The following is a 24,243-nucleotide window of genomic DNA, read 5'->3' as shown; positions in this document are numbered from 1 at the left end:
CCTAGTCTTTTGGCAAGTTTTGGTCGCGTTGTAAGAAACTATCTTCAACAATCCGCACCATTGCACCATTGCGCAAACGAACCTGGCCAGAGATGACAACTTGCTCGTCAGCAGCCACACCTTGAGTAATCACGGCTACATCGCCGCGGCGTTCGCCAACCTGAATAGTGCGCTGTCTTGCCACCAAGCTTTCACTACCGTCTTCAGCAGTCACTTTATCTAATACATAGAGAGACTCTCCGTATAAAGAGAAAGAAATAGCTTGCTGGGGAACCACCACCTGGTGGGGTTTAACCGGTTGCCAAATACGTACACTGGCATACATGCCTGAACGTAATAAACCGTCAGCATTAGGTATAGTAGCCTGAACCTGAATCACCCCACTTTGTGGGTCTACAGTAGGTTCAACGGTGGTAACTTGGCCTTTAAACCATTGCTCTGGATAAGCATCTGAATTTAGCTCAATCTCAGTACCACGCTTAATTAGAGAGATATCTTTTTGCGGTACAATAAAACGTAGCAACATGTGGTCAAGGTTTTCTAAGCGCGCCATATCCTCGCCCGCTTGAAGATATTGACCTAAATTGATTTGGCGAATACCGATCACCCCATTAAATGGCGCTCTGATCTCACGACGCTCAATGGTGGCTTTCAGTGCTTCGATATCATTCACTAAGGCTAAATAATTAGATTCAGAGTCATCAAACTGAGTCTGTGATACTGAGCCACGCTCTAATAGCGATTTATTGCGCTCCATCTGTCGCTTAATCGCCGGCAACTTAGCCTTAGCACTGGCAAGATTAGCTTTTTCAACTTCGGCTTCTAGGCTCACGAGCAAATCACCCGCTCGCACTGTATCGCCCGATGAGAAATGAATTTTTGTTACCAGACCGGCTACCGAACTGGTGATGTTCACCCCTTGGTAAGGTTCGATAAACCCAATCGACTCAATTGCAGCTTGCCAATCTTGAGACTTAGCTAAAGCAACTTCTACTGGCATCTCTGGCACCGGTCGCTTAGCCATAAACTCGGCAATTTTTTTCTGCTTAAACGAGTAAAAACCAAACACGCTACCAAACAGTATCACTGAGAGGACTAGCATGATTGCCATCCATTTTTTCATTTCCCAACTCCAATCACTAAGGGTGAATCGTAATAGCATCCCAGCTGGATAATAGAGCGGCATCCATGTCTTGCTCTGTAAAATTTACGTCTCTTAAATAGGCAAACCGACAAATTTCATGCACCGAACCAAAGGCTAAAGCATAGAGCATTTCCCCCGGCAAGGGCTTAAAACAGCCTTGATCAACGCCTGCGCTGAAAAAGAGTTTTACCGGTTCAAACAACTCCTGAATTAACTCTCGATGGCGAGTATTACGTGGCAAGGTCTCTAAATGAACCCATAAGCGTTGTACTGTGGGGTTCATTTGATGATAACCCAATGCGTTAAGCCATAAGCGGCGGTGCTGATTTCTTAGGCCTTGTTCTTGTTGTATGCCATCCAGAAACGCTTCTGCAAAAAGGCGCAAATTACGTTCGTGTAACTCAGCCATTAACTGTTCTTTATCTTTAAAGTACAGATAGATAGTGCCAGCAGCCACTTTCGCTTGCTTAGCAACACGTTGCATCGTCAACGCTTCTAAGCCCGAACGACTAATCAGGGTTTCAGCAGCGGCAAGAATGCGGAGGCGTTTATCAGGAATCATAAAATGAACGTTTATTCAGTAAGAAATGGGGATTATAGAGATCATCAAAAAACAATCAATGAATAATCGTTCATTTTTTACTTTTTAGTTTTTGATGACTTAAGTCTAGCGTAGATCGACACGCAGTGATCAGCTAAAATACTCGGCCAAATTAGAAGGAAAGCTTAGTGAAGTTAAATCCCGCTCAATCGAAAGCCGTAAGCTTTGTATCAGGCCCATGTCTTGTATTAGCTGGTGCTGGCAGTGGTAAAACACGTGTCATTACCAATAAAATTGCTCATCTGATTCAAAATTGTGCTTACAACGCCAAACATATTGCAGCGGTCACCTTTACTAACAAGGCTGCGCGCGAAATGAAAGAGCGTGTAGGCCAAACTTTGGGCCGCAAAGAAAGCCGCGGCCTACGGGTATGTACCTTTCACACACTCGGCTTAGATATTATTCGCAAAGAGTATAAAACCTTAAAGCTAAAACCTAACTTCTCGCTATTTGACGATCAAGACCAAATGGCGCTACTCAAGGAACTCACCGAACAACAATTAGACGGCGATAAAGACCTACTTAAACAGCTAATCACTACCATTTCTAATTGGAAAAATGATCTTATATTGCCTGCGCAAGCAATAGCGAGAGCTACCGGGCAAGGTGAGCAAGAGCAGTTATTTGCCAGCTTATACCAAGCTTATCAGCGCCAACTAACTGCTTATAACGCGCTAGATTTTGACGATCTGATTCTCATGCCAACCTTATTGCTGATGCATGATGCTGCGGTGCGTAAGCGCTGGCAAGATACCATTCGTTACCTATTGGTAGACGAATATCAAGATACCAATACCAGCCAATATCAGCTGGTAAAGCTGATTACTCAAGAACGCGCTTGTTTCACGGTGGTAGGCGATGACGACCAAAGTATCTATTCTTGGCGCGGAGCCCAGCCGAAAAACTTGATGCAACTGCAACAAGACTTTCCTGCACTGCAGGTCATCAAACTGGAGCAGAACTATCGCTCTACCCAGCGGATCCTAAAATGCGCTAATATTTTGATCGAAAACAACGAGCACATCTTCGATAAAACGCTGTTTTCAGAACTTAACTATGGTGAAATCGTTAAGATTTTATTTGCTAAAAATGAAGAGCAAGAATCTGAACGGGTAGTGGCCGAATTGATTGGCCATCGCTTTATGAATAGCGCTAGCTATAAAGATTACGCCATTTTGTACCGGGGTAATCATCAGTCTCGCTTACTCGAGAAAACCTTAATGAATAACCGTATCCCCTATAAAATTAGTGGCGGAACTTCATTTTTCTCGCGCGCCGAAATTAAAGACATCATGGCCTACCTACGGGTGCTGGTTAACCAAGATGACGACAACGCACTACTGCGAGTAATCAATACACCTCGTCGTGAAATTGGCCCCACCACCTTAGAAAAAGTAGGTACCTACGCTAACGAACAGAACATTAGTTTATTTGCTGCGACCACTCACTTCGCCATGACCACGATTTTGCCTGCGCGTGCCCTTAATGCCGTAAGCCAATTTTCGCAATGGCTGCTGGCTCTAGCAGAACGGGTTGAACGAGGTGACGCCCAACAAGCCGTTAGGGATTTAATTCGTGATATTCACTACGAAGACTTTCTCTATGAAACCAGCCCTAGCCCCAAAGCAGCCGAGATGCGAATGAAGAACGTCTCAGAGCTATTTCGCTGGGTCAGCGGTATGTTAGAAGGTGATAGCGACAACGAGCCAATGACCCTGCCGCAAGTCGTTAATCGTTTGATTTTGCGCGATATGATGGAACGCGGTGAAGATGATGAAGATAGCGATCAGGTGCAACTGATGACCTTGCATGCTTCTAAAGGTTTAGAGTTTCCGTTTGTTTATCTAATAGGCATGGAAGAAGGCTTATTGCCTCACCAAAGCAGTATTGACGAAGACAATGTAGAAGAAGAGCGCCGTTTAGCTTATGTGGGTATCACTCGCGCCCAACGAGAGCTCACCTTTACTCTCACTAAAGAACGTCGCCAATTTGGTGAGCTAATCAAGCCTGAACCAAGCCGTTTTTTATACGAGCTACCTCAAGACGATTTACAGTGGGAACAACGCCGTAAAAAAGAAACCGCAGAACAGCGTCAAGAAAAAGGCTCCATTGGTATCGCCGCCTTACGTGCAGCTTTAAACCAAGATAAATAGACGTTAATGAACCCGCACGCTCAGCCATAGCACGGTGCTGGTGTTCTGGATAAGCCTAAGTCGTTGCTTGACCAACCAAGCAACAGACCTCTCCTGCGCACAAAAACCAGCAGCAAAAACCTCTGTCACCGAATCACTAGCAAATGTGATCCTGCGCTAATAACTCACCATGAGCATTGGAGATTTGTGACCGAAACGGTTTTCATCCCACAATTTAACCTTACTTGCTAAAAAATTGAGAATAGACTCACAAAATAGGGATAAAAACGTAAGGACCACGAAATGAATGCTCTCGTTGAACAACGCCAACAATCACAATTGCGCTTTCAACAAGGCAAAGACAATATCATCGTTGGTGATATTGATGCCTGTCCTTTAACCGTTGACGAATTAGTGGCACTTAATGCGAGCTCTCCTCACGTAGTTGAAGTATTTGATGGCGGTTTAACTGCCACGGTATTCCACTTATGCATTAAGGGACGCCATTACAATCTTAAACGCAAGCGCCCTCAAGCATTAGTACATAACGTAGATGGTGAAACCTCTTTTCTAAACGAAGTTCAGCGCCGCCGTGATATTCAACGCTTAAAAGATTCCCCACAAACTGCCCTAGCCTTTAAGCATATTGTCGCCACCTTATACGCTGACTATCGCCGGGGTTTTATCCTGTCCCCGTGGATCGACGGTAAACCTATATGCAGCTTTAGCCGAGAGATATTTCGCCAGATTTTTGCTAGCCAATTTGCACTTGAACAAGCGGGATTAATGGAATGGGATATGTCGCCAGGCAACATCATTTACGATGGTAGGCAAATTCACTTATTCGACTTTGGCTATATGTACCCTTACGATCCGCTAGAGCATTACAACAGTGATGGTTTAGAAGCGCCGGCATTTCACGCTGTTGAACGCTTAGAAACAAGAAACGTATTTGGTTATCTTTTACGCTACCAAGATGTGATGACCCAAAACGACCAATTAGCTTTGTATCGAGAGCTCAAAGAGGTAGCGTTAGATATCTATACAGAAAAACTGATTTGGCTAAAACAAAATTACGCTAAACCCGCCATCATTCAATGGCAAACGGCCATTATAGAGCGCTGGGAATACGCCCTCGATAACGAACGGTCATTAAAAAACCTTTTCATTGCTGAGAGCTTCCGTTCCCATTGCCTCGATATTGCTGATGACATTAGCGGAAAAAGTTGTACCGCAATGACCTTAAGGCGCATAGACAAGGTAATAACGATGCTAGCCACCGTTTATCTACAATTAGAGAACAATGGTGCGTTGTTATTTGATAACGCCAAATTGGGCCAAGTGGAACTGATTAAAAAATATCAGGAATACCGAAGCCTTGCCGCTAACTACCTGCAAAAATAGTCGCTCATATTCAAACTGTTAAGCTTTGTTTACAAAGGCCTCAAATATAACTGACGCCTTTGTGATTAAAGCATCACACTTCTGTACAATTTTTACCCTCCTCTAATGTTTTTTCTCTAACATAGCTATCAGCATTAAGCAGCATATTGATCTGCTGTTAGTGCTTACAACTATAAGAAATATATAAAATTCACCCTAGTTGAGCGAATTTCCAAAATATTCGCCATAGCAGGGTGCATAAAAAAACAGCAAAAACAGCAAAAACAGTATAAGGAAAGGATCCATGAACAAGTTATCGATCGCTCTTGTGGGAGCGACGTTGCTGTCTGCGCCTGCGACAGCCGAGTGGAACTTTAGGGGAACAGCAAACCAATGGCTTGCCACCCCCCTAGCAGTAGTTTCAGGAACCGAATACCAAACCTGCCAAAGCTTTGGCGACAATGACCCACGCTTTAAAATTGATCGTTTTGGCGACTGGAACGAAGCCTACCCAACGGCCGATGTGCGGGTAACAGCGAACAAGAGTTACGAGATTCGCTTCTTTAGCGACACTAAAAACATTACCACTACCGAAGTCACCAGTTGTGGCGATGTAGAGCCCCCCGAAGATAGCTGGTTTTATCGAGGAACCTCTAACGGTTGGGCGACTACCGCCATGACCAGTACCGACAATGTAAACTTCTGTACTACCCAGACTTTTGCTAACAACGACCCACGTTTCAAAATTGACCATTTCGGCGATTGGAATGAGGCTTACCCAACGGGCGACTTCACTGTAAGCGGTAATGCCAGTTACGACATTTGTTTTAACTCAAGCTCTAAAGCGATTACGGCTACGCCAGTAAATGCAGAAGATACTCAAGCACCTACCGTAAGCGCTAATCCAGCGGCCGGCACTTACACTGAAGCACAGCAAATTAGTGTAAGCGTCAGTGATAACCAAGACAGTGCACCGGCTATTTACTGCACGACCGATGGGTCAATACCTACTGCAGCGTCTGCACCCTGTAACGACGCAAACTTTAGCGCCACCGATGTAGTCACCCAAGGCGTAGATTTAAGCTTAAAAGTGTTTGCCATCGATGCTTCAGGTAATTCTTCGGTCAGCAGTTTTGACTACACCATTACCGACGCGCCAGTCGATACGTGGTACTTCCGTGGTACCTCAAACGATTGGCTAGCAACAGCAATGACTACAGAAGACGGGCAAAACTATTGCACCACCCAAAGCTTTGGTAGCAATAACCCGCGTTTTAAAATTGATCACTTTGGTGATTGGACCGAAAACTATCCAACTGCTGATGTAACCGTAAACCCAGACACCACCTATGATATCTGCTTTAACGCTACGACTAAGCAAGTGACCACCACCGAAATTGAAGGTGAAGACACTAAAGCGCCAGTCGTTAGTGCCAGCCCTTCTGGCGGTCGCTATACCACAGCGCAGCAAATTAGCTTAAGTGTTACCGATAACCAAGACCAAGCGCCGAAGTTGTACTGTACTACCGACAACAGCGTGCCAACGGCGGCGTTAGCGGTATGTAACCAACAAAGCTTTGCCGCCAATGATGTGGTAAATGATGGTATCGACTTAGTATTAAAAGTACTGGCGGTAGATGCTTCAGGTAACGAGGTTATCACCACTTTTAATTACACCATCGACCCAACCATGACTATTGGTAGTGACTTCCGTGAAGAAAATATTTACTTCATTATGACCGACCGTTTTGCTGATGGTGATACTAGCAATAACAACATCTGGGGGGACGAGTATTTACCTAACGGTGCTGCCGACAAGTACAACACCAATACCAGTAAAACCGGCCCGTTGTCTTACTATCATGGGGGTGACTTCCAAGGCATTATTGACAACCTAGACTACATCCAAGATATGGGGTTCACCGCCATTTGGATTACCCCAGTAGTGAAACAACCTGAAGGTCGTCGATTTAACGCCAATGATGACTATGAAGCTTCGGCCTTCCATGGTTACTGGGGGTACGACTTCGACAAAATTGATCCACACCTTCATTCCCTAGGAAAAGACAACGATGGTTGGGCTGGTTTTGATGCCTTGGTGAATGCACTACATGAACGCGACATGAAAATCATGCTCGATATTGTGGTCAATCATGGTCAACCAGGTTCGTCGGTTGTGGGCTCAAAAAGTAAATGGGCCGACCGCGCGTTAGAAATCAAAATGGATGGACAAACCTGGAACTGGGAAACCAATGACCCCTACATGGACGGCGCTAAAAATGGCTTTTTTAGCTATGCCAGCACCGGCAATACTTGGCTAATTGACCTACTCGACTTTAATGAGCATGGCGATGAGGATCAAAATGCCACCCAGCACTTAATCAACGTTTATAAACGCTTTATCGACCATGGTGTAGATGCCTTCCGAATCGATACCGTGTCTTACATGACGGCTGATTTTTGGGAGCGCTTCACACTGGCCATGGACGATCACGCACGTAGCCTAGGCAACGATAATTTTTACATGGCGGGTGAAGCATGGACAGGTGATCGCAAGTCTGCGGTGGATTTAATTTACAACGGTCAGGGTAAAAAATTCCACATGTTGGATCTACATGGTTCATCTATGGATTTTCCAGGTTGGATGGGCAAAGCCTTTAAAGGCGAAGCTGGGTTTGAAGACGATAACGGTTATGCGCGTATTGCTGGCGCAGACGGTGATGCCTCAGGCATTTATGACCCCACCTATCTTGCCACTTTTGTCGATAATCATGACGTGACCCGCGCCAACGGTATCCTTAGCGAAACCCAATACATGAACAACCTAAACTTTGTGTACTTGTTCCGCGGATTACCCGTAGTGTTTTACGGTACCGAGGTACTTTACTCAAACTGGCCACACTACATCACCACCACTGAAAAAGACGACGTAGTAGCGCGCTGGATGTTAGGGTCAGAAGGGATTAACTACGCCAAAACCAATCAACCAACCCTGTATAAGCATCTAAAAATGCTTAATAACCTGCGTAGCTCCTCTAAGGCAATTCAGAAAGGTCAACAAACCAACTTGTTGCTAGACGGTGATCACGCTGCAATTAAACGCGATAACGGCGCCAGCGTTGCTTATGTTGCGCTAACTAAGGGCTCGGCCTTTAGTTATACCTTTAACAATCTAAGTGATGGTAATTATCGCCTAATTACGCCTAACACAAACAGCGCAAGCTATAACGAGCAAATTGTTAGCGTATCGGGTGGCAGTCACTCGGTTAGCGTTGCTGCCAATAGCTTCGTAATTTTAGACAAGCAATAAGCCCTAAAGAGCTTCATCTGACCATTAGCCCATAGTATGCGCTAATGGTCAGAACCATTAACTATGGATGAGTTAATACTATGAACAAAACAACAATATTCATTGGCTTAATGCTTGCGACTAGCAGTGCACAAGCCGATTGGTTTTACCGAGGCACCAGCAATGGCTGGGAAACCAAAGCATTAGAGGTGGTATCAGCCACTGAATTTAAAACCTGCCAAACCTTTGGCGACAATGACCCACGCTTTAAAATTGATCGTTTTGGCGACTGGAACGAAGCCTACCCAACGGCCGATGTGCGGGTAACAGCGAACAAGAGTTACGACATTCGCTTCTTTAGCGACAGTAAAAATATTACCACTACCGAAGTCACTAGCTGTGGCGATGTAGAGCCACCGGCAGACAGCTGGTTCTATCGCGGTACGTCTAACGGTTGGGCGACTACCGCCATGACCAGTACCGACAATGTAAACTTCTGTACTACCCAGACTTTTGCTAACAACGACCCACGTTTCAAAATTGACCATTTCGGCGATTGGAATGAGGCTTACCCAACGGGTGACTTCACTGTAAGCGGTAACGCCAGTTACGACATTTGCTTTAACTCAAGCTCTAAAGCGATTACTGCTACGCCAGTAGATGCAGAAGATACTCAAGCACCTACCGTAAGCGCTAATCCAGCGGCCGGCACTTACACTGAAGCACAGCAAATTAGTGTAAGCGTAAGTGATAACCAAGACAGTGCACCTGCTATTTACTGCACGACCGATGGGTCAATACCTACTGCTGCGTCTGCACCCTGTAACGAAGTGAGTTTTAGCGCCACCGATGTGGTCACCGAAGGCGTAGACTTAAGCTTAAAAGTGTTTGCCATCGATGCTTCAGGCAATTCTTCGGTCAGCAGTTTTGACTACACCATCGCCCAAGCAACCGGTGATACTTGGTACTTCCGTGGTACCTCAAACGATTGGCAAACTACGCTAATGGCCAGCACTGGCGGCGACAATTATTGTACTACTCAAAGCTTTGGTAGCAATAACCCTCGCTTTAAAATTGACCACTTTGGTGATTGGACCGAAAACTATCCAACTGCCGATGTCAGCGTAGAGGCAAACTCCACCTACAAAATATGTTTCAACGCAGCATCTAAAGCCGTAACTACAGAGAAAGAAGCCTGTGTAACAGACTGTGGCACATCAACCGAAACCTTAGGGGCAGTGTATTCGGCGACTGAAACTACTTTCTCTATTTGGTCTCCAGAGCATAGCAATGTAAAAGTGAAGGTTGATGGAATAGAACATAATCTACAGCCAGTGGGCGATTTTGCAGGTTATAGCCAAGTTTACCAAACTAGCGTAGCCGGCGATTTACACCTAAAACCCTATACTTTCTCAATTAACGGCGTGCAAGTTCGCGACCCATACGGAAAAATGGTTCAACCTGGTACTGGCGATTACGAAGCCATTAACATTGTTATGGACATGACCCGCACAGATCCTGTTGGCGGCTGGGCAACCAGACCAAACTTGGTTGAGCGAGAAGATGCCATTATCTATGAAGTACATGTACGTGATTTTACTATCGATGCAAGCTCAGGTGTCAGTGCGGGTAACAACGGTAAATTCTTGGGCATGGTAGAAGCTGGAACCACTTTTAATGGAGTGAAAACCGGGATCGACCACCTGAAAGAGTTGGGTGTTACTCATGTGCAATTGCTGCCAGTATACGATTTCGCTACCTGTGACGGTTTGCCAGATAGTAATCCTTGTTATAACTGGGGTTACGATCCACGCAACTTCAACGTACCAGAAGAGCGTTACTCTAGCGTACCTACTGATTACGAAGCGCGCGCTCGCGAATTCAAAACTATGGTTAACGAATTCCACAAAGCGGGTATTCGCGTGGTCATGGATGTGGTGTACAACCATACCTTCGATGATGAAATGTTCGAAAATATTTCTGGCCAATACTACACGGCCACCGACTTATCTGGCACCGGTAACTCCATCAATGCCGACGTACCCATGGTAAGCCGTATGATTCAAGATTCTTTAGAATTTTGGGTTGAAGAATATGGCATCGATGGCTTCCGCTTCGACTTAATCGGCATCTTTTCTTACCAAGAAGTAGAAAAGTGGGGACGTCACCTAAATAACAAGTTTGCTGATCGCAAGCTACTGATTTATGGCGAACCATGGAATGGTTATGCGACCGATCCGCTAGAAGGTCAACGGGTACGTTACGGCACCACTCATAACATGGTAGATGAGCATGTCGGCGTGTTTAATGGTGCCTTTCGAGAGTCTCTAAAAGGTTCTAACGATGATACTCGCACAGGTTACATGTTTAACAATGTAGCCGCAGCTGAATCTGGTTGGGCAATCTATGATGGCTTTAAAGGTTCACCGTACAACCCTAATGACGGACGTAACAGCACGTGGTTCCGCAACTATGCGGCAGACCCAGAGCAAAGCATTAACTACATTTCGGCTCACGATAATTTTGGTTTGTGGGACAAAGTGTACTTAAGCACTGCCAGCAACGTGCAACAAGACAGCTCACACCAAGTGATTAGTTTTAATCCACCCAGTGATCTAGGTTACGCGAAACGGGTGGTTAACTTTGGTATGGGCATGGTACTTACCAGCCAAGGTATTCCATTTATCCATGCCGGTGACGAGTTCTTACGGACTAAGACAAATAACCAGCAAATTAACAGCCCTTCAGCGTGGAACTATGGTGCTCATGGCGGTACTCACAATACCTATAACGCACCAGACAGCTTCAATGCGATTCGTTGGGGCAACAAAGCGGATAACGCCGCCACCTTTAACTACTTTAAGCAGTTAATAGCGCTACGCCGCAACCATGCGGGCTTACGAATGAATACGACTCAAGAAATTGACCAGTATTTGACTGTGAGTCGCCCAGACCAGTTTGGCGGCCAAGTCATAACTGGCCATATCACCGATCCCAGTGATAGTCACAACCTGTTTATCGTTTATAACAGTGGTAACAATCAAACCGTTAGCCTACCAGCCGGTAGCTGGAGCAAAGTTGCTGACGCAAGCGGAGCGGTACAATCGGCTACAGTCTCTGGAAACGCCTTCGTTGAAGGCTCAGCCGTGACCTTGTTTACCCAAGCTCAGTAAGCTAAGTCAACTAAAAAGCCCAAGCAAATTGCTTGGGCTTTTTTTGTCTGCTCGCTAAACTTTATTTGCATCTAGCGAGTGCAGCATTAAATTTAGGTAAAAACTGCGGATGTTTTTTAAGCCAATTAAAACTAAAGAAACTAACAATCTTAACTTCACTGATAGTCTTAACCTTTAATTCTTTATTTATATGCCCGTGATCCATTTCGTTTAGATAGACTTCTGTCGGTGCGAATACTGCCCCCAAACGGCCTCGCTGCAGTAACTCGAACAACACATGGTAATCATAGCGAGTCTGAATATTACTGTAACCATTTTTCAGCAACCATTTTTGCAAAGTAGAGCCATGTAAAACGCCAATCTGCAGCGCTTTCATTTCCGGACTATCTATCGACAACGTTAAGCTATTTAAGGTGTACAGGTTGCGCTGCGTTAACAATAACGGTTCACTCGCTACACCAAAGTTATCAGTTTGGTTCACTTGGTCTAATACAAAAACGCCGTCGAACTTGCCGTCTGTAAATTCTTTTTTAGCCCGAGCTAGCGGACGAACATCCACTTGATAAGCTTGGCCCATCTCGGTCAATATGCACTGAATTAAATCAATCGCACTGCCACTCAGTCTTTCTCCCTCTAATACCTGATAGGGAGGTAAATGATGGGTCACCATACGTAAAGGCTCTGCCTGGCAATACGCTGCCGCGCTGAACATCGTTATCGCCAAACAACAACGGCGTAAATTATTCAATAGGATCCATCCTCATACTAGAAACACCTTTTAATTATAGTCGCACAGCGCTTATCAATCATTGTTATTTGCTGCCGCTTAGCTTTGTTGCACCCTTGGTTTCGCTAACAACCAAAAAATTTATTAACCAAGCAACTAACTTTCATAATTTCTTAATGCACATAAAGCGACTAATATTTAACCATCTCAAGTCTATTTTCAGCAAGCCTTTGGTAGCGCTGATTTGACGAGAGAGTGGTAAACATCGTTATTCGATGAAGGACAGCAGTTAGATTTACTGTTTATAGCATTTTCTTTTCCTTTGTGGACTCATTCCCAGAGCCCGCCCTCGTTGGCGGGTTATTTTTATTGCATGTCATGCTCGCTACATCGCGCTAGCTAACTACTCTGAACCCACGCTTAAATTGGATAAGCGTGACAGAAATAACAAAACTTTGAAAAAGTGATTTTTATTCCTTTTAAAAGGGTTACTTTGTCTGAATAAGCCTACAAGCTGAATAAGTAGTTAATGAAGAAAATTACCGATACCGAGCTAATCCGTACCGCCAACCGCAGAGATATCATTCAAAGTCTGCGCATTCATGGTGAGTTAGCCAGAGTTGAGCTGGGTGGCTATACCCAGTTAAGCCCAGCAACCGTTACCTCAATCACCTCAGAGTTAGTCCAGCAAGGCATTATTTTTGAACAAAATGTAGTGCTTGAACCTGGCGGCGTTCGCGGGCGGCCTAAAGTAAAATTACAACTCAACAAAAACTCCGCTTTTTACTTGAGTATTAAGTTATCCCTCAATGAAATTGGCTTAATGCTTGGCAACATAAACGGCGAAATAGTTGCACACCGCACGCTGTCGATGGTAACGGTCAGCTTAAATGAAACACAACTGGCTGATACCATACATTCGGTAGTAGAAAATTTCATTACCCAGCACCAAGTTGACCGAGCCAAGTTACGCGGATTAGGCCTCGCCGTACAAGGCGTTATCGAGACGCAAGGTAAGGGGATATTATGGAGCCCGGCGGTAGATGGTGAACACCTACATTTAGTGGATCTACTCAGTCAGCGAGCCCAACTTCCGGTATTTATTGCCAACGATGCAAACTGCCTCGCGGTTGCACTGCATAGCCAGCCTCAATACCAAAATATTAGTAATTTTGTGGCTATTCAGCTTGGCTACGGCGTGGGGATGGGCTTAATTGTGAACGGTGAAATTTACCAAGACGCCGGCGCCGCAACCACTGAGTTTGGCCATACTAAATTCACCTTAAATGGATCTCAGTGTCGCTGCGGAGGGCGCGGCTGTATAGAAGCCTACCTAGGTGACTATGCTATTTATCGAGATGCCAGTGCCATCTATAATTTGCCACAATCTGAGTTTCTACATCCTTCAGAAAAGCAAATGCAAGCCCTCTGCGAGCGTGCCCAAAGCGGCGACCAAGTGATGGCTAACATTTTCAACCAAGCCGGCACAGTATTAGGTTTGGGATTGGCCAACATTATGGCGCTATTCAATCCGCAAAAAATCGTTATTTCAGGGCCTGGCGTACGTGATTATGCGTTTATTCATGAAGCGATGAGCAAAACCTTAAAAGAAAACCTCTTGCCCTACCATCAAACCGATGGAGTGGTCGAGAAGTTCTCTTGGGATGAAGACATGACAGGCCTCGGTATGATTGCGATTATTCAGCAGCAAACCGACTAATAAAAAAGGAGCTTAGGCTCCTTTTTAAGCAGGCCTAAACTTGCCGCTGTTTCACCACGAACTGACTCGCATAGTGGCCGATAAGCATGCTAGCGATAAACCAATAAATGGCGGAATCACCACGTAACAAGCTTGCCACTGCAGGGCCAGGACAAATACCTACCATACCCCAACCGATACCAAACAATATCGAACCACCCATTAAACGCTTAGTAATAGCCTGATTGGTCGGCACACAGTGATACTCATCGCCATTTATGGCACGCTCCCTTGGCTTTATGAGCAGGTGATGAAACGGGATAAATACCAATAAAGCCCCACCGATAACAAAGGCCAAACTTGCATCCCAAGCACCAAATACGTCTAAAAAGTTAAGTACTTTATTGGGGTCGACCATTTGCGAGATATTCATTCCCAAACCAAATAGCAGGCCTGTAATTAAACCAACTACTATTTTATACATAACCTGCTCCTAAATAAGCGCTCACTCCTACCACGAGAGCTGCAGTTATCATAAATACCCCTGTGGCAAATATCGAACGAGGTGAAAAGCGACCAATACCGCATATGCCGTGCCCACTGGTACAGCCATTAGCCAACTGAGTACCTACGCCAACGGCAAGCCCGGCAAACACAATCCACGATAGAGAGTAATCTGGCAGTACAGGCACGCTAACACCAAGAGGCTGAGTCACCAATACGCTGGCAGCCATGGCACCAACAAATGCTACCCGCCAAGGCCATTCACTTTTGGCTGCACCAAAAATACCACCCAGTACACCACTTATGCCTGCGGTTCTGCCACTTAACAGTAATAATAGAGACGCAGACAAGCCCAAAAGCATACCCCCCAACAGGGCGCTCCATGGGGTAAAATTACTCATAGATAACTCCAAACGTTTAAATCAAAAAATAACTTAAGGCGGTCGCAGCTTAACGACAAAATTGTTGTTGTAAGCTATTCAGCAGTTGCTTGATACGCGGGTCAGCAAGACAATAATAGACGTTTTGTGCTTCTTTGCGCACTTCCACTAAACCACTTTCTCTTAGCACCTTTAGATGCTGAGAAAACGCTGATTGACTGTTCTGGCTGAACTGGCGTAATTCAGTGACGCCCATTTCACTATCACTTAGCAAACACAATACTACTAGGCGATCTGGGTGGGCGATGGTCTTTAGTAGTTCACTCACCAACTCTGCATTTTCTCGCATAACCAACACATCTTGCATACAGCCCCCTTTTTACTTGCCGCTATTATACAAAGCACACTAAATTAGTCAAACCTAATTTAGCCCTAAATAATTTAGATTAATTTATATTAGATTATTGCGAATTAGATTTTACTAATATATAGTGATGACAGACTTAACAAGGAGAACGATCATGTCATTAGAAAATGTTGTTCGTATTTTTGCAGGAGCGATGGTGCTACTTTCACTGGCATTAACCCAGTGGGTTCACCCTAATTTTATTTGGTTTACGGTTTTTGTCGGCTTTAATTTGATTCAAAGTGCAATCACCGGTTTTTGCCCAGCCGCGATGGTATTTAAGCGTTTAGGTTTTAAATAGTAAATCATTGATATAAATCATCTTTATGATTAGTTTTCGTTCTGCCTTTGAGCAGCGAAGCTATAGTTAAATTTTTGGAGTTTGTTATGCGTAAGATTGTTATCGTAGGTGGTGTTGCTGGTGGCGCGTCCGCGGCAGCCCGAGCTCGCCGTTTAAGTGAAACTGCCGAGATTGTTATGTTAGAGCGAGGCCCGTTTATTTCTTTTGCAAACTGCGGCCTGCCCTACCATATTGGTGGTGACATCGAACAGCGCGATGCTTTATTACTGCAAACTCCTGAAAGCTTTAAAGCCCGATTCAACGTTGATGTGAGGGTGATGAATGAAGTCATTAGCATTGATAGAGAAAACAAAACTGTCACTATTCGCGATCTGCTAAACCAACAAGACTACCTAGAAAGCTACGATGCTTTAGTGTTGAGTCCCGGCGCTGCTCCGATTGTTCCGCCACTTCCCGGCATTCAAAACAATCGCACGTTCTCATTACGCAATATTCCTGACATGGATAAAATTATTGCCAGCATCGACACCAACAAACCTAAACATGCCACCGTTGTGGGTGGCGGTTTTATTGGTATCGAGATGGCCGAAGCCTTAATTCAACGCGGTATAAGTACCAGCCTGATTGAATTATCATCACAGGTTATGGCCCCTGTAGACCCCGAAATGGCCAGCCCTTTACATCAAGAGCTTCGCCACCATGGTGTCGATCTACATGTAGGCGTCGCGTTAGAAGCAGTATTTCCATCTCATCATGAGAAAGAGGATGAATTAGCCAACCTTGATCCTCAAGCCTTAGCGTTACGCCTAAGTAACGGGGATATACTAGAGACTGAACTACTGATTATGGCGATAGGGGTTAAACCTGAAACCACATTAGCCAAACTCGCCGGAATTGAGCTGGGCGAGCTAGGTGGTATTAAAGTAAATAGTCAATTACAAACCTCTGACCCAGCGATTTACGCTGTGGGTGATGCGATTGAAGATCCTGATTTTGTCACCGGGGACGCAGCACTAATCCCACTGGCAGGGCCGGCAAATCGTCAAGGCCGAATGGTCGCCAATAACATCTTTGGTGCGAACGAGCATTATCAGCGTAGCCAAGGCACCGCAATTTGTAAGATATTCGATATCGCTGTGGCCTCTACCGGTTTAAATGAAAAAACGCTTAAGAGAAAGGGACTTGATTATCAAAAAGTATACGTGCACGCGGCCAGCCACGCTGGTTACTATCCCGGTGCACATCCGATTAATCTCAAGCTATTATTTCATCCGCAAAGTGGTTTGATTTATGGTGCTCAGGCAGTGGGTAAAGACGGTATAGACAAACGTATCGACGTACTTGCAGTAGCCCAACGCGCCGGAATGACAGTATTTGATTTACAACATCTAGAACTGACTTATGCTCCGCCTTTTGGCAGCGCCAAAGATGTGGTAAACCAAGCAGGTTTTGTTGCGGCCAATAGTATTGATGGCACGACTCGCTTGTGCCACAGCGATGACATCAATCAGCCCACTGAACAGCAGCTAATTTTGGATGTGCGTAATCCTGGTGAGCTAGAGAAATTGGGAGCAATCCCAGGAGCCATCAACATTCCAGTAGACCAATTACGTGACCGCATTGCTGAACTACCTAAAGATAAAGAAATTTTAATTTATTGCATGGTGGGCTTACGTGGCAATGTTGCCTATCGCCAACTGGCTAATCATGGCTTTGAGGCTAAAAACTTAAGCGGTGGCTATAAAACGTGGTTAGCGGATCAAGCAACTCAATAGACCTAAAATGGCGCTATTAGATAGCGCCATTTTTTACCAGGAGGGTAATTCATAATGCAAACTCTAGTCACTGTTTTCCTTGGTCTGCTATTGTTTGCAGCCAATGCCGCTCAGGCAATATCACCCGCTACTAGTAGCTTCACTGTAAGCTCACAAGCGATACCGATTACTGTTGAGTTAGATGCCGTTATTGAAGCGGTAGACGCCGCAACGCTGGCCGCACAAACATCAGGCAGAGTGCTTAAGCTCTATTACGACGTGAATGATTTTGTTGAAAAAGGTTCGGTCATTCTAGAAATCACTAGCACTCAGCAATCCGCCTCTTATGCCTCTGCTAATGCCCAGCTTAGTCGCGCTATTGCACAAAACAACGAAGCCCAACGTCAATGGCAACGACTGCAAAAACTTTACCCCCAAGGGGCGGTGTCAAAGGGTCAGCTCGACCAAGCAGAAACTGAAGCCAAGGCAGCAAAAAGCGCGGTTCACGCCGCGAATGCGGCTTTAGTTCAAGCAAAAGAAACCCTAGAATACACGGTAATTAAAGCACCTTTTTCCGGCATTGTGACTCAGCGTCATGTGCAACTAGGCGAAACCATTTCTCAAGGTCAGCCGCTATATTCTGGCTACTCATTAGAGAACATGCGGGCGATTGCTTACATTCCACAACGCTACCTTGATGTGATCAATAGCGATACGCAGTTTTCTCTTACGCTTGCCGGGCAAACAGCGCTGCTGTCAAATGACTTCACTATTTTCAGGCACGCCGACCCGCAGTCCCACTCATTTAAAATACGCCTCAACCTTCCTACCGACAATACTGTCATGTACCCCGGCAGCTGGGCCAAACTGGGCTTTAGTTATGGCCAACGTCAGCAAATGTGGATACCCCGCTCCACAGTGCTAGAGCTTAACGAACTGAGTGCAGTCTACTTAAAAACCAGTCAAGGTTATCGTCTTAATCAAGTGCGCTTAGGCGATACTAACGCAGACCAAGTTCAAGTGCTTTCGGGGCTAGAAAATGGTGATGTCATTGCGTTATCAGCCTATCAAGCAATGCTAGATAAGGAGCAATAGTCATGGGAATAGCTGGACGCATTGGAGAGCGTTTTCTGCACTCGCCAATAACCCCATTGTTAGCCTTAGTGGGCTTATTAATGGGGATATTTTCGGTAATGATTACCCCCAAGGAAGAAGAACCGCAAATTGATGTGACTTTTGCCGATGTTTACATCCCATTTCCGGGTGCAAGCCCCAAAGAGGTTGAGCATTTAGTCACCCTACCTGCTGAAAAAATAATTTCAGAGTTAAATGGTATCGACACCTTGTATTCCTTCTCTCAACCTAATGGTGCAATGCTCATTGTGGTGTTTGAGGTAGGCGTTAAGCGAAACGATGCCATCGTCAGTTTATACAATCAAATCTACGCCAATTTAGACAAATTACCCACCGGAGCAGGCGTTGGCCAACCCTTAATTAAACCACGGGCGATTGACGATGTACCCATCGTAAGTGTCTCCCTTTGGGACGAGAGCCAACAACTAACGCCTTTCGAATTAACAAAGGTAGCCCACACCCTAGAAACCGAACTGAAACGGATCCCCGGCACCAAAGATGTATACACCTTAGGCGAGCAACCTTTGGTCGCGTCAGTGCGCATCGATCCCGTCAAGCTGAATGCTTATGGTGTTGAGTTTAAGCAAATCGCTCAGCAACTACAGGCAAATAACCAGCAATCTGGCTTGGTAGACCTGATTCAAGATAACCAAGTCATCAAAGTTCAAACCGGGCAATTTTTGCGGACCGCCAGCGAACTCGAAAACCTAGTGATAGCGGTCCACCAACAACAAGCCGTATACCTCACAGATGTCGCCGAGATTAGCCTCAGTGCCGAGCTACCCAGCCAAAGCGTTTGGCTGGTGAATCAGCAAGGTAGCTTCCCTTCGGTGACCATTGCCATTGCTAAACAAGCGGGCGAAAATGCGGTGCAACTGGCGGAGCGAATTGAACAACGAATCAATCAATTAGACAATGTGTTAATCCCTCATCAAGTGAGCCACCAGCTTAGCCGAAACTATGGTGCCACCGCAGCTGACAAAGCCAATACGCTGATTGGCAAACTGATTTTTGCGACTGCCGCCGTAGTACTTTTAGTATTGATTACCATGGGCTGGCGCGAAGCTGTGGTGGTGGGCATTGCCATTGTGATTACTCTGGCCATTACTCTGTTTGCTTCTTGGGCTTGGGGTTTTACCCTGAATAGAGTTTCGCTATTTGCGCTTATTTTCTCCATCGGAATACTCGTTGATGATGCCATTGTGGTGGTCGAAAATATCCACCGCCATATGGGGCTAGCGGCCACTGACCCAAACAAACCCGATTTACTAAGTATTATTCCACAGGCGGTAGATGAAGTTGGTGGACCCACTATTTTGGCCACCTTTACGGTTATAGCCGCCCTGCTCCCCATGGCCTTTGTGTCTGGCTTAATGGGGCCTTACATGAGCCCTATTCCAATTAATGCCAGCCTCGGCATGCTTATTTCGTTATCAGTTGCCTTTGTATTGTCACCTTGGCTCAGCGCCAAGCTACTGAACAGTAGCTCCCATGGCGTAGCTGAGTCATCAGAAGAGTCGAAGTTACAGCGTTTCTTTGAAGGCTTAATCGGTCCGTTTTTGGATAAAAAAAATGGCAAAAAAGCCCGTGGCTTACTGTGGTTAGCAGTAATACTCATGATCGTCGCAGCGATCGCCTTACCGCTTAATAAGCTGGTCGTCATGAAGATGCTGCCCTTTGATAACAAATCTGAATTTCAGGTGATGGTAGATCTGCCCGAAGGCCGCAGCTTAGAGCAAAACCAACGCTTATTGCTCGAGCTTAGTGATTACCTAATGACGGTACCTGAAGTCGCCGATTTACAACTGTATGCTGGCACCACCGCCCCCATTAATTTTAACGGTTTAGTGCGACACTACTTCATGCGCAACAGCCAAGAGCTCGGTGATATACAAGTTAACTTGGTTGATAAATCGGAACGTGAACGCGATAGCCACAGCATCGCAGGCTCAGTACGTAAACAGTTACAAGCCATTGGCTTACCTTATCAAGCCAATATTAAGGTGGTCGAAGTCCCCCCCGGCCCGCCAGTGTGGTCGCCCATCGTAGCTGAAGTGTATGGGCCCAGTGACGAGATTCGTCAGCAAGCCGCCAATGCCTTGATGCAGCACTTTCATAACACCGAAGACATTGTTGATATCGACATCATGCTGCCAGGCCCACAAAGCCAATGGCGGGTAACCATTGACCGCTCTAAAAGTTCGCTACTAGGGATTAACTATGGTGATATTGTCGAGGTAATTAGCACCGCCGTTGGCGGTAACGATGTGAGCTACTTACACAGTGAGCAACAGCAATACCCAGTGCCGATCCGCTTGCAGCTAAAAGAAGGCGACAAACTAGATTTAGAGCAAGTGCTTAATTTACGCTTAACCAATCAGCAAGGCCAAGCGATACCTTTAAGTGAGTTAGTGAGCATTCAGCAAGGCATCATCGATACACCAATCATGCATAAAAATACCATTCCCATGGTCATGGTCATTGCCGATATGGCAGGCGAATTAGATAGTCCCTTATATGGCATGTTTGACATGGCCTTGAGTGCTGAAGAGGCTGGTTTACCCTTTGCCCAGCATTATATAGAGCAACCCGACGGGCTAAGTGACATTGCAATTTTGTGGGATGGCGAGTGGAAAATCACCTATGAAACATTCCGCGATATGGGCCTGGCTTATGCGGTGGGTATGATCATGATCTATCTATTGGTAGTGGCACAGTTTCGCTCTTATTTAGTACCGCTGATTATTATGGCGCCTATTCCATTAACCATTATTGGGGTGATGCCTGGACATGCCTTATTAGGTGCACAGTTTACTGCCACCTCTATGATTGGCATGATTGCTTTAGCGGGGATCATTGTGCGAAATTCGATTTTGTTAGTCGATTTTATTAATCAGCAAGCCGCCGCTGGCATGCCATTTTCTAAAGCGGTGATTAGCTCGGGTGCGGTAAGAGCCAAACCGATTATTTTAACTGGATTAGCCGCTATGATTGGCGCTTTGTTTATCTTAGACGACCCGATTTTTAACGGGCTAGCGATTAGTTTAATATTTGGAATATTGGTGTCGACCTTGCTCACCTTGGTAGTGATTCCGGTTTTATATTTCGCTTTAATGCGTAAACATTACCCAAGCGAAATGGCTTAAGCTTGACTCATAAAAAAGCCCGGTGTAAACCGGGCAAAAGCTGAGACGCATAAAAATATTTTATTGAGCGCTCACCGTAATAGCTTTAGTCACACTATTAAAGTTGATCCGGTAAGCACTGTTGTCAGACACTTGATAATCGGCAGTTGGGTACGACTCGGTCCAATTGCCATCATCAATTTTGAAACGCGCTGGCGCTTCTTCACCGTTAAAGCTTTGAACGGTGTAATACAAACCACTAGTACTGTCATAATCTAGCTGAGCTTTACCCCATCCATTTGCAGTACCACGGAAGTACCATACTTCATCGCCACCGTTATCAGGATTGGTGCCTCCAACACAGTTCGTAGAGGCAACCCAACTACCTAGTGCGTAACATAAGTTATCACCCGTAGTGCTTAAGTCAGCCGACTGGTTAGCACCATTATCATTGAAGATAAGGTTCAGGCTGCTTAGTTTAGTAGCAAAGTCATAACAGTAATAACCTTCTTTTTGCACCATAGCCACACCAGGCCATTGCGCATTGGCAACTGCAGTTTCTCCGCTTACAGACCAGTAATAAAGTGTTGGCTTACTAAAGCCCGCTTGGTTGTCGTAACACACTTCAGTACCACCAACAGGTTCAGGATCAACAACCACTACTTCAAAGCCACAATCTTGTAGTGAACGCCAAGTGCTGTCTTTGTAACAACCGGCACCGCCCGCCACCGTTAGGTCGGCAGTTTTATTGGCCCCGCCATTGCTAAAGATAGCATTAACGCTGCTTAGTTCTACCCCTACATCATGGCACTTAAAGTCACCATTTGTTTGCATGGCTACACCAGGCCAAGCTGCATCAGCTAAGCTACCTGCAGGTTGTGCGCCCCAGTAATAGAGGCTAGACAAGTTTTCAGAAGTACAAATTGACGTCGCGACTACCGGAGTAGCCGGTTTAGGATCGGTGCCACAGTTGGTAGTACATGGGCAATCAGCACCAGTACATACCTCACCAATTTTTGCTCCTACGTGAATCGCAGCAGCTTTGTCACCGCCGACACTGAAGTTAGCTTGACCACCACTTACCGTGATCACCGCTTGGCCACTAGCATCTGCAGCCGCATTACATTGACCAGTACTTTCATTAAAGTCTGCTTCAATAACGTTACAGTACTGACCATCAGGCATGCCGGTGTCAAAGCTTTGGTTGATGTTGCTACCATAACGTTTGTTAATAACTACAAAGCCTAAACCACCGCGGCCAAAGGCTATTTGGTCATTGCCACCTTGCCACCAGTTGCTAATACGCCACTCGCCTGCTGTATGGTTACGGAACCCCACCATATTAGCGATACCGCGCCATTTGTGCTCACACACCCAGCTGCCACCATTAAAGCCACAAGCATTACCGGTATGCACACCGCTGCTTGGTGGCCCTGCATCAAAGTCGCCGTTAAAGTAGTAACCCGACATGATTTTCGGATAACCATAAGGGTAAGCAAGAGCAAAAATATTCGCTAAGAAGTAGCCGTCTCCTTGCACCCCATGCCAAATTGGTCCGCCGGGGTTATGACGCTCTTCATCGTGGTTCGTCACAAAGGTGACCGCATCAGAGCTAGAAAGCTCCATTTGGCCGCCTAAGTCTTTCAACCAAGCAATATTGCTATCTCGGAAGGCTGGACCTAACTTACGGGCAAATTCAAACTCTGTCACATCGCCAATAAACGTGTATTCGGTTGGGCGAACAGGCTCGCCAGGTGCACCAATCACTTCTTGGAAAATGTAAGGGTTACCGTTTAACTTGCCCTTAATTGCCGCTATATCGCCAGCAGGAATATGCTTGGCAGCGTCAATACGGAAACCGGCTACCCCCATGCCTATAGCATCATTCATGTAATCAGCAATTTTCTGGCGTACATAATCTGATCCCGTTTTAAGATCGTTAAGACCCACTAAATCACAGTTTTGTACTTGCCAGCGATTGCCGTAATCAATATCACCTGTACAGGAGTTAAAGTCATTGGGTCCATAAGGCACTTCAGGGAAGTTTCTATCGTAAGCCGCCATGTGATTAATCACTGCGTCTACATAAATATCTACCCCAACATTCTTACAACGTTGAACCATGTTTTGAAATTGATCACGGCTACCGCTGCGACCTTCAAACGAATAACTAACCGGTTGGTAACGACTCCACCACGCACCCGCGTCGTGGGACTTAGTGGGGGGAGAAACTTGCACAGCGGCAAAGCCTTTAGGCCCAAGCAAGGTTTCACATTCTTGCGCGATATCTTCCCATTTCCATTCGAAGAGGTGTACAAAGGCGGTTCTAGGAGCCGCCATGGCACTGGACGCATAGCCCAGCACCGCACCAACTAGCAGGGCGCTAGTGGCGAGTTTGCTAAATTTTCTCATTGATACTTTCCCATGTAATCGTTGAGCGTCTCTTATGTTTTTTTAGTCACCATCACTCTTTGGTGTTTTATATGGTGAG

16 protein-coding genes are annotated in these 24,243 nt (G+C 45.7%); 9 read left to right on the top strand and 7 right to left on the bottom strand.

Going from position 1 to position 24,243, the window contains the following annotated elements:
• Window position 1: 1 nt before the first annotated feature.
• Together ACVFI8_RS11890 and ACVFI8_RS11885 are read right to left on the bottom strand one after the other, a co-directional pair.
• On the bottom strand, window positions 2-1,123 hold the full coding sequence (locus tag ACVFI8_RS11890) for an efflux RND transporter periplasmic adaptor subunit (protein WP_248713272.1): 1,122 nt from the start codon (window positions 1,121-1,123) through the stop codon (window positions 2-4).
• Window positions 1,124-1,139: 16 nt separating this feature from the next.
• The gene (locus ACVFI8_RS11885; RefSeq protein WP_248713273.1) at window positions 1,140-1,706 is read right to left on the bottom strand and encodes a TetR/AcrR family transcriptional regulator; all 567 of its coding nucleotides are present in this window, start codon (window positions 1,704-1,706) and stop codon (window positions 1,140-1,142) included.
• Window positions 1,707-1,873: 167 nt separating this feature from the next.
• Between ACVFI8_RS11885 and rep the strand changes: the two genes are divergently transcribed.
• The 4 genes from rep to ACVFI8_RS11865 all read left to right on the top strand — a co-directional run bounded on the left by rep (window position 1,874) and on the right by ACVFI8_RS11865 (window position 11,722).
• Window positions 1,874-3,898 (top strand): DNA helicase Rep, encoded by a 2,025-nt coding sequence (gene rep, locus ACVFI8_RS11880; RefSeq protein ID WP_457871442.1) that lies wholly within the window; start codon window positions 1,874-1,876, stop codon window positions 3,896-3,898.
• Between the two features lie 282 nt (window positions 3,899-4,180).
• The gene (locus ACVFI8_RS11875) at window positions 4,181-5,281 is read left to right on the top strand and encodes a phosphotransferase (protein WP_457871441.1); all 1,101 of its coding nucleotides are present in this window, start codon (window positions 4,181-4,183) and stop codon (window positions 5,279-5,281) included.
• 283 nt (window positions 5,282-5,564) lie between these two features.
• Window positions 5,565-8,570, top strand: a complete 3,006-nt coding sequence (locus ACVFI8_RS11870) for an alpha-amylase family glycosyl hydrolase (RefSeq protein ID WP_457871440.1) — start codon at window positions 5,565-5,567, stop codon at window positions 8,568-8,570.
• 80 nt (window positions 8,571-8,650) lie between these two features.
• Window positions 8,651-11,722: an alpha-amylase family glycosyl hydrolase gene (locus ACVFI8_RS11865; protein ID WP_457871439.1), complete on the top strand. Its 3,072-nt coding sequence runs from the start codon at window positions 8,651-8,653 to the stop codon at window positions 11,720-11,722.
• Window positions 11,723-11,783: 61 nt separating this feature from the next.
• On the opposite strand, the gene ACVFI8_RS11860 is transcribed toward ACVFI8_RS11865, so the two are convergent.
• Window positions 11,784-12,470 carry a substrate-binding periplasmic protein gene (locus ACVFI8_RS11860; protein ID WP_457871438.1) on the bottom strand — a complete coding sequence of 229 codons (687 nt, stop codon included), beginning with the start codon at window positions 12,468-12,470 and terminating at the stop codon, window positions 11,784-11,786.
• Window positions 12,471-12,978: 508 nt separating this feature from the next.
• On the opposite strand from ACVFI8_RS11860, the gene ACVFI8_RS11855 reads away from it, so the two are divergent.
• Entirely contained in the window at window positions 12,979-14,169 is a 1,191-nt protein-coding gene (locus tag ACVFI8_RS11855) for an ROK family protein (protein WP_457871437.1), read from the top strand.
• Between the two features lie 34 nt (window positions 14,170-14,203).
• Here ACVFI8_RS11855 and ACVFI8_RS11850 read toward each other — a convergent pair whose 3' ends face one another.
• The 3 genes from ACVFI8_RS11850 to ACVFI8_RS11840 are packed head-to-tail and all read right to left on the bottom strand — an operon-like array spanning window position 14,204 to window position 15,399.
• Window positions 14,204-14,632, bottom strand: a complete 429-nt coding sequence (locus ACVFI8_RS11850; RefSeq protein ID WP_457871436.1) for a DUF6691 family protein — start codon at window positions 14,630-14,632, stop codon at window positions 14,204-14,206.
• Window positions 14,625-15,053, bottom strand: coding sequence for a YeeE/YedE family protein (locus tag ACVFI8_RS11845; protein WP_248713281.1), 429 nt, complete (start codon window positions 15,051-15,053; stop codon window positions 14,625-14,627). Before ACVFI8_RS11845 ends, ACVFI8_RS11850 begins: the two co-directional genes overlap by 8 nt.
• Before the next feature lie 49 nt (window positions 15,054-15,102).
• Entirely contained in the window at window positions 15,103-15,399 is a 297-nt protein-coding gene (locus ACVFI8_RS11840) for an ArsR/SmtB family transcription factor (protein ID WP_248713282.1), read from the bottom strand.
• Window positions 15,400-15,553: 154 nt separating this feature from the next.
• Here ACVFI8_RS11840 and ACVFI8_RS11835 point away from each other — a divergent pair, with 154 nt between their 5' ends.
• From ACVFI8_RS11835 to ACVFI8_RS11820, 4 genes are all read left to right on the top strand, one after another.
• Window positions 15,554-15,739 carry a YgaP family membrane protein gene (locus ACVFI8_RS11835; protein ID WP_220720015.1) on the top strand — a complete coding sequence of 62 codons (186 nt, stop codon included), beginning with the start codon at window positions 15,554-15,556 and terminating at the stop codon, window positions 15,737-15,739.
• A gap of 86 nt (window positions 15,740-15,825) precedes the next feature.
• Window positions 15,826-17,514, top strand: coding sequence for an FAD-dependent oxidoreductase (locus ACVFI8_RS11830; protein ID WP_248713283.1), 1,689 nt, complete (start codon window positions 15,826-15,828; stop codon window positions 17,512-17,514).
• Between the two features lie 54 nt (window positions 17,515-17,568).
• A complete protein-coding gene (locus tag ACVFI8_RS11825; protein ID WP_457871435.1) occupies window positions 17,569-18,588 on the top strand; it encodes an efflux RND transporter periplasmic adaptor subunit in 1,020 nt (339 codons plus the stop codon).
• A 2-nt stretch (window positions 18,589-18,590) separates the two neighbouring features.
• Complete coding sequence (locus ACVFI8_RS11820) at window positions 18,591-21,773, top strand: efflux RND transporter permease subunit (protein WP_457871434.1); 3,183 nt, start codon at window positions 18,591-18,593, stop codon at window positions 21,771-21,773.
• Window positions 21,774-21,833: 60 nt separating this feature from the next.
• On the opposite strand, the gene ACVFI8_RS11815 is transcribed toward ACVFI8_RS11820, so the two are convergent.
• Entirely contained in the window at window positions 21,834-24,164 is a 2,331-nt protein-coding gene (locus tag ACVFI8_RS11815) for a starch-binding protein (protein WP_457871433.1), read from the bottom strand.
• Window positions 24,165-24,243 lie beyond the last annotated feature (79 nt).

This window comes from Agarivorans sp. MS3-6 (genome assembly GCF_054112545.1).
This window is presented reverse-complemented; position numbering and strand designations above follow the sequence as displayed.

Bases quoted from the DNA above. Each gene is read 5' to 3' on its own strand.
- ACVFI8_RS11890 (WP_248713272.1), bottom strand. From the start codon at position 1,123: ATGAAAAAATGGATGGCAATCATGCTAGTCCTCTCAGTGATACTGTTT.
- ACVFI8_RS11830 (WP_248713283.1), top strand. From the start codon at position 15,826: ATGCGTAAGATTGTTATCGTAGGTGGTGTTGCTGGTGGCGCGTCCGCG.
- ACVFI8_RS11885 (WP_248713273.1), bottom strand. From the start codon at position 1,706: ATGATTCCTGATAAACGCCTCCGCATTCTTGCCGCTGCTGAAACCCTG.
- ACVFI8_RS11850 (WP_457871436.1), bottom strand. From the start codon at position 14,632: ATGTATAAAATAGTAGTTGGTTTAATTACAGGCCTGCTATTTGGTTTG.
- ACVFI8_RS11840 (WP_248713282.1), bottom strand. From the start codon at position 15,399: ATGCAAGATGTGTTGGTTATGCGAGAAAATGCAGAGTTGGTGAGTGAA.
- ACVFI8_RS11855 (WP_457871437.1), top strand. From the start codon at position 12,979: ATGAAGAAAATTACCGATACCGAGCTAATCCGTACCGCCAACCGCAGA.
- ACVFI8_RS11820 (WP_457871434.1), top strand. From the start codon at position 18,591: ATGGGAATAGCTGGACGCATTGGAGAGCGTTTTCTGCACTCGCCAATA.
- ACVFI8_RS11865 (WP_457871439.1), top strand. From the start codon at position 8,651: ATGAACAAAACAACAATATTCATTGGCTTAATGCTTGCGACTAGCAGT.
- ACVFI8_RS11845 (WP_248713281.1), bottom strand. From the start codon at position 15,053: ATGAGTAATTTTACCCCATGGAGCGCCCTGTTGGGGGGTATGCTTTTG.
- ACVFI8_RS11825 (WP_457871435.1), top strand. From the start codon at position 17,569: ATGCAAACTCTAGTCACTGTTTTCCTTGGTCTGCTATTGTTTGCAGCC.
- ACVFI8_RS11835 (WP_220720015.1), top strand. From the start codon at position 15,554: ATGTCATTAGAAAATGTTGTTCGTATTTTTGCAGGAGCGATGGTGCTA.
- ACVFI8_RS11815 (WP_457871433.1), bottom strand. From the start codon at position 24,164: ATGAGAAAATTTAGCAAACTCGCCACTAGCGCCCTGCTAGTTGGTGCG.
- ACVFI8_RS11875 (WP_457871441.1), top strand. From the start codon at position 4,181: ATGAATGCTCTCGTTGAACAACGCCAACAATCACAATTGCGCTTTCAA.
- ACVFI8_RS11870 (WP_457871440.1), top strand. From the start codon at position 5,565: ATGAACAAGTTATCGATCGCTCTTGTGGGAGCGACGTTGCTGTCTGCG.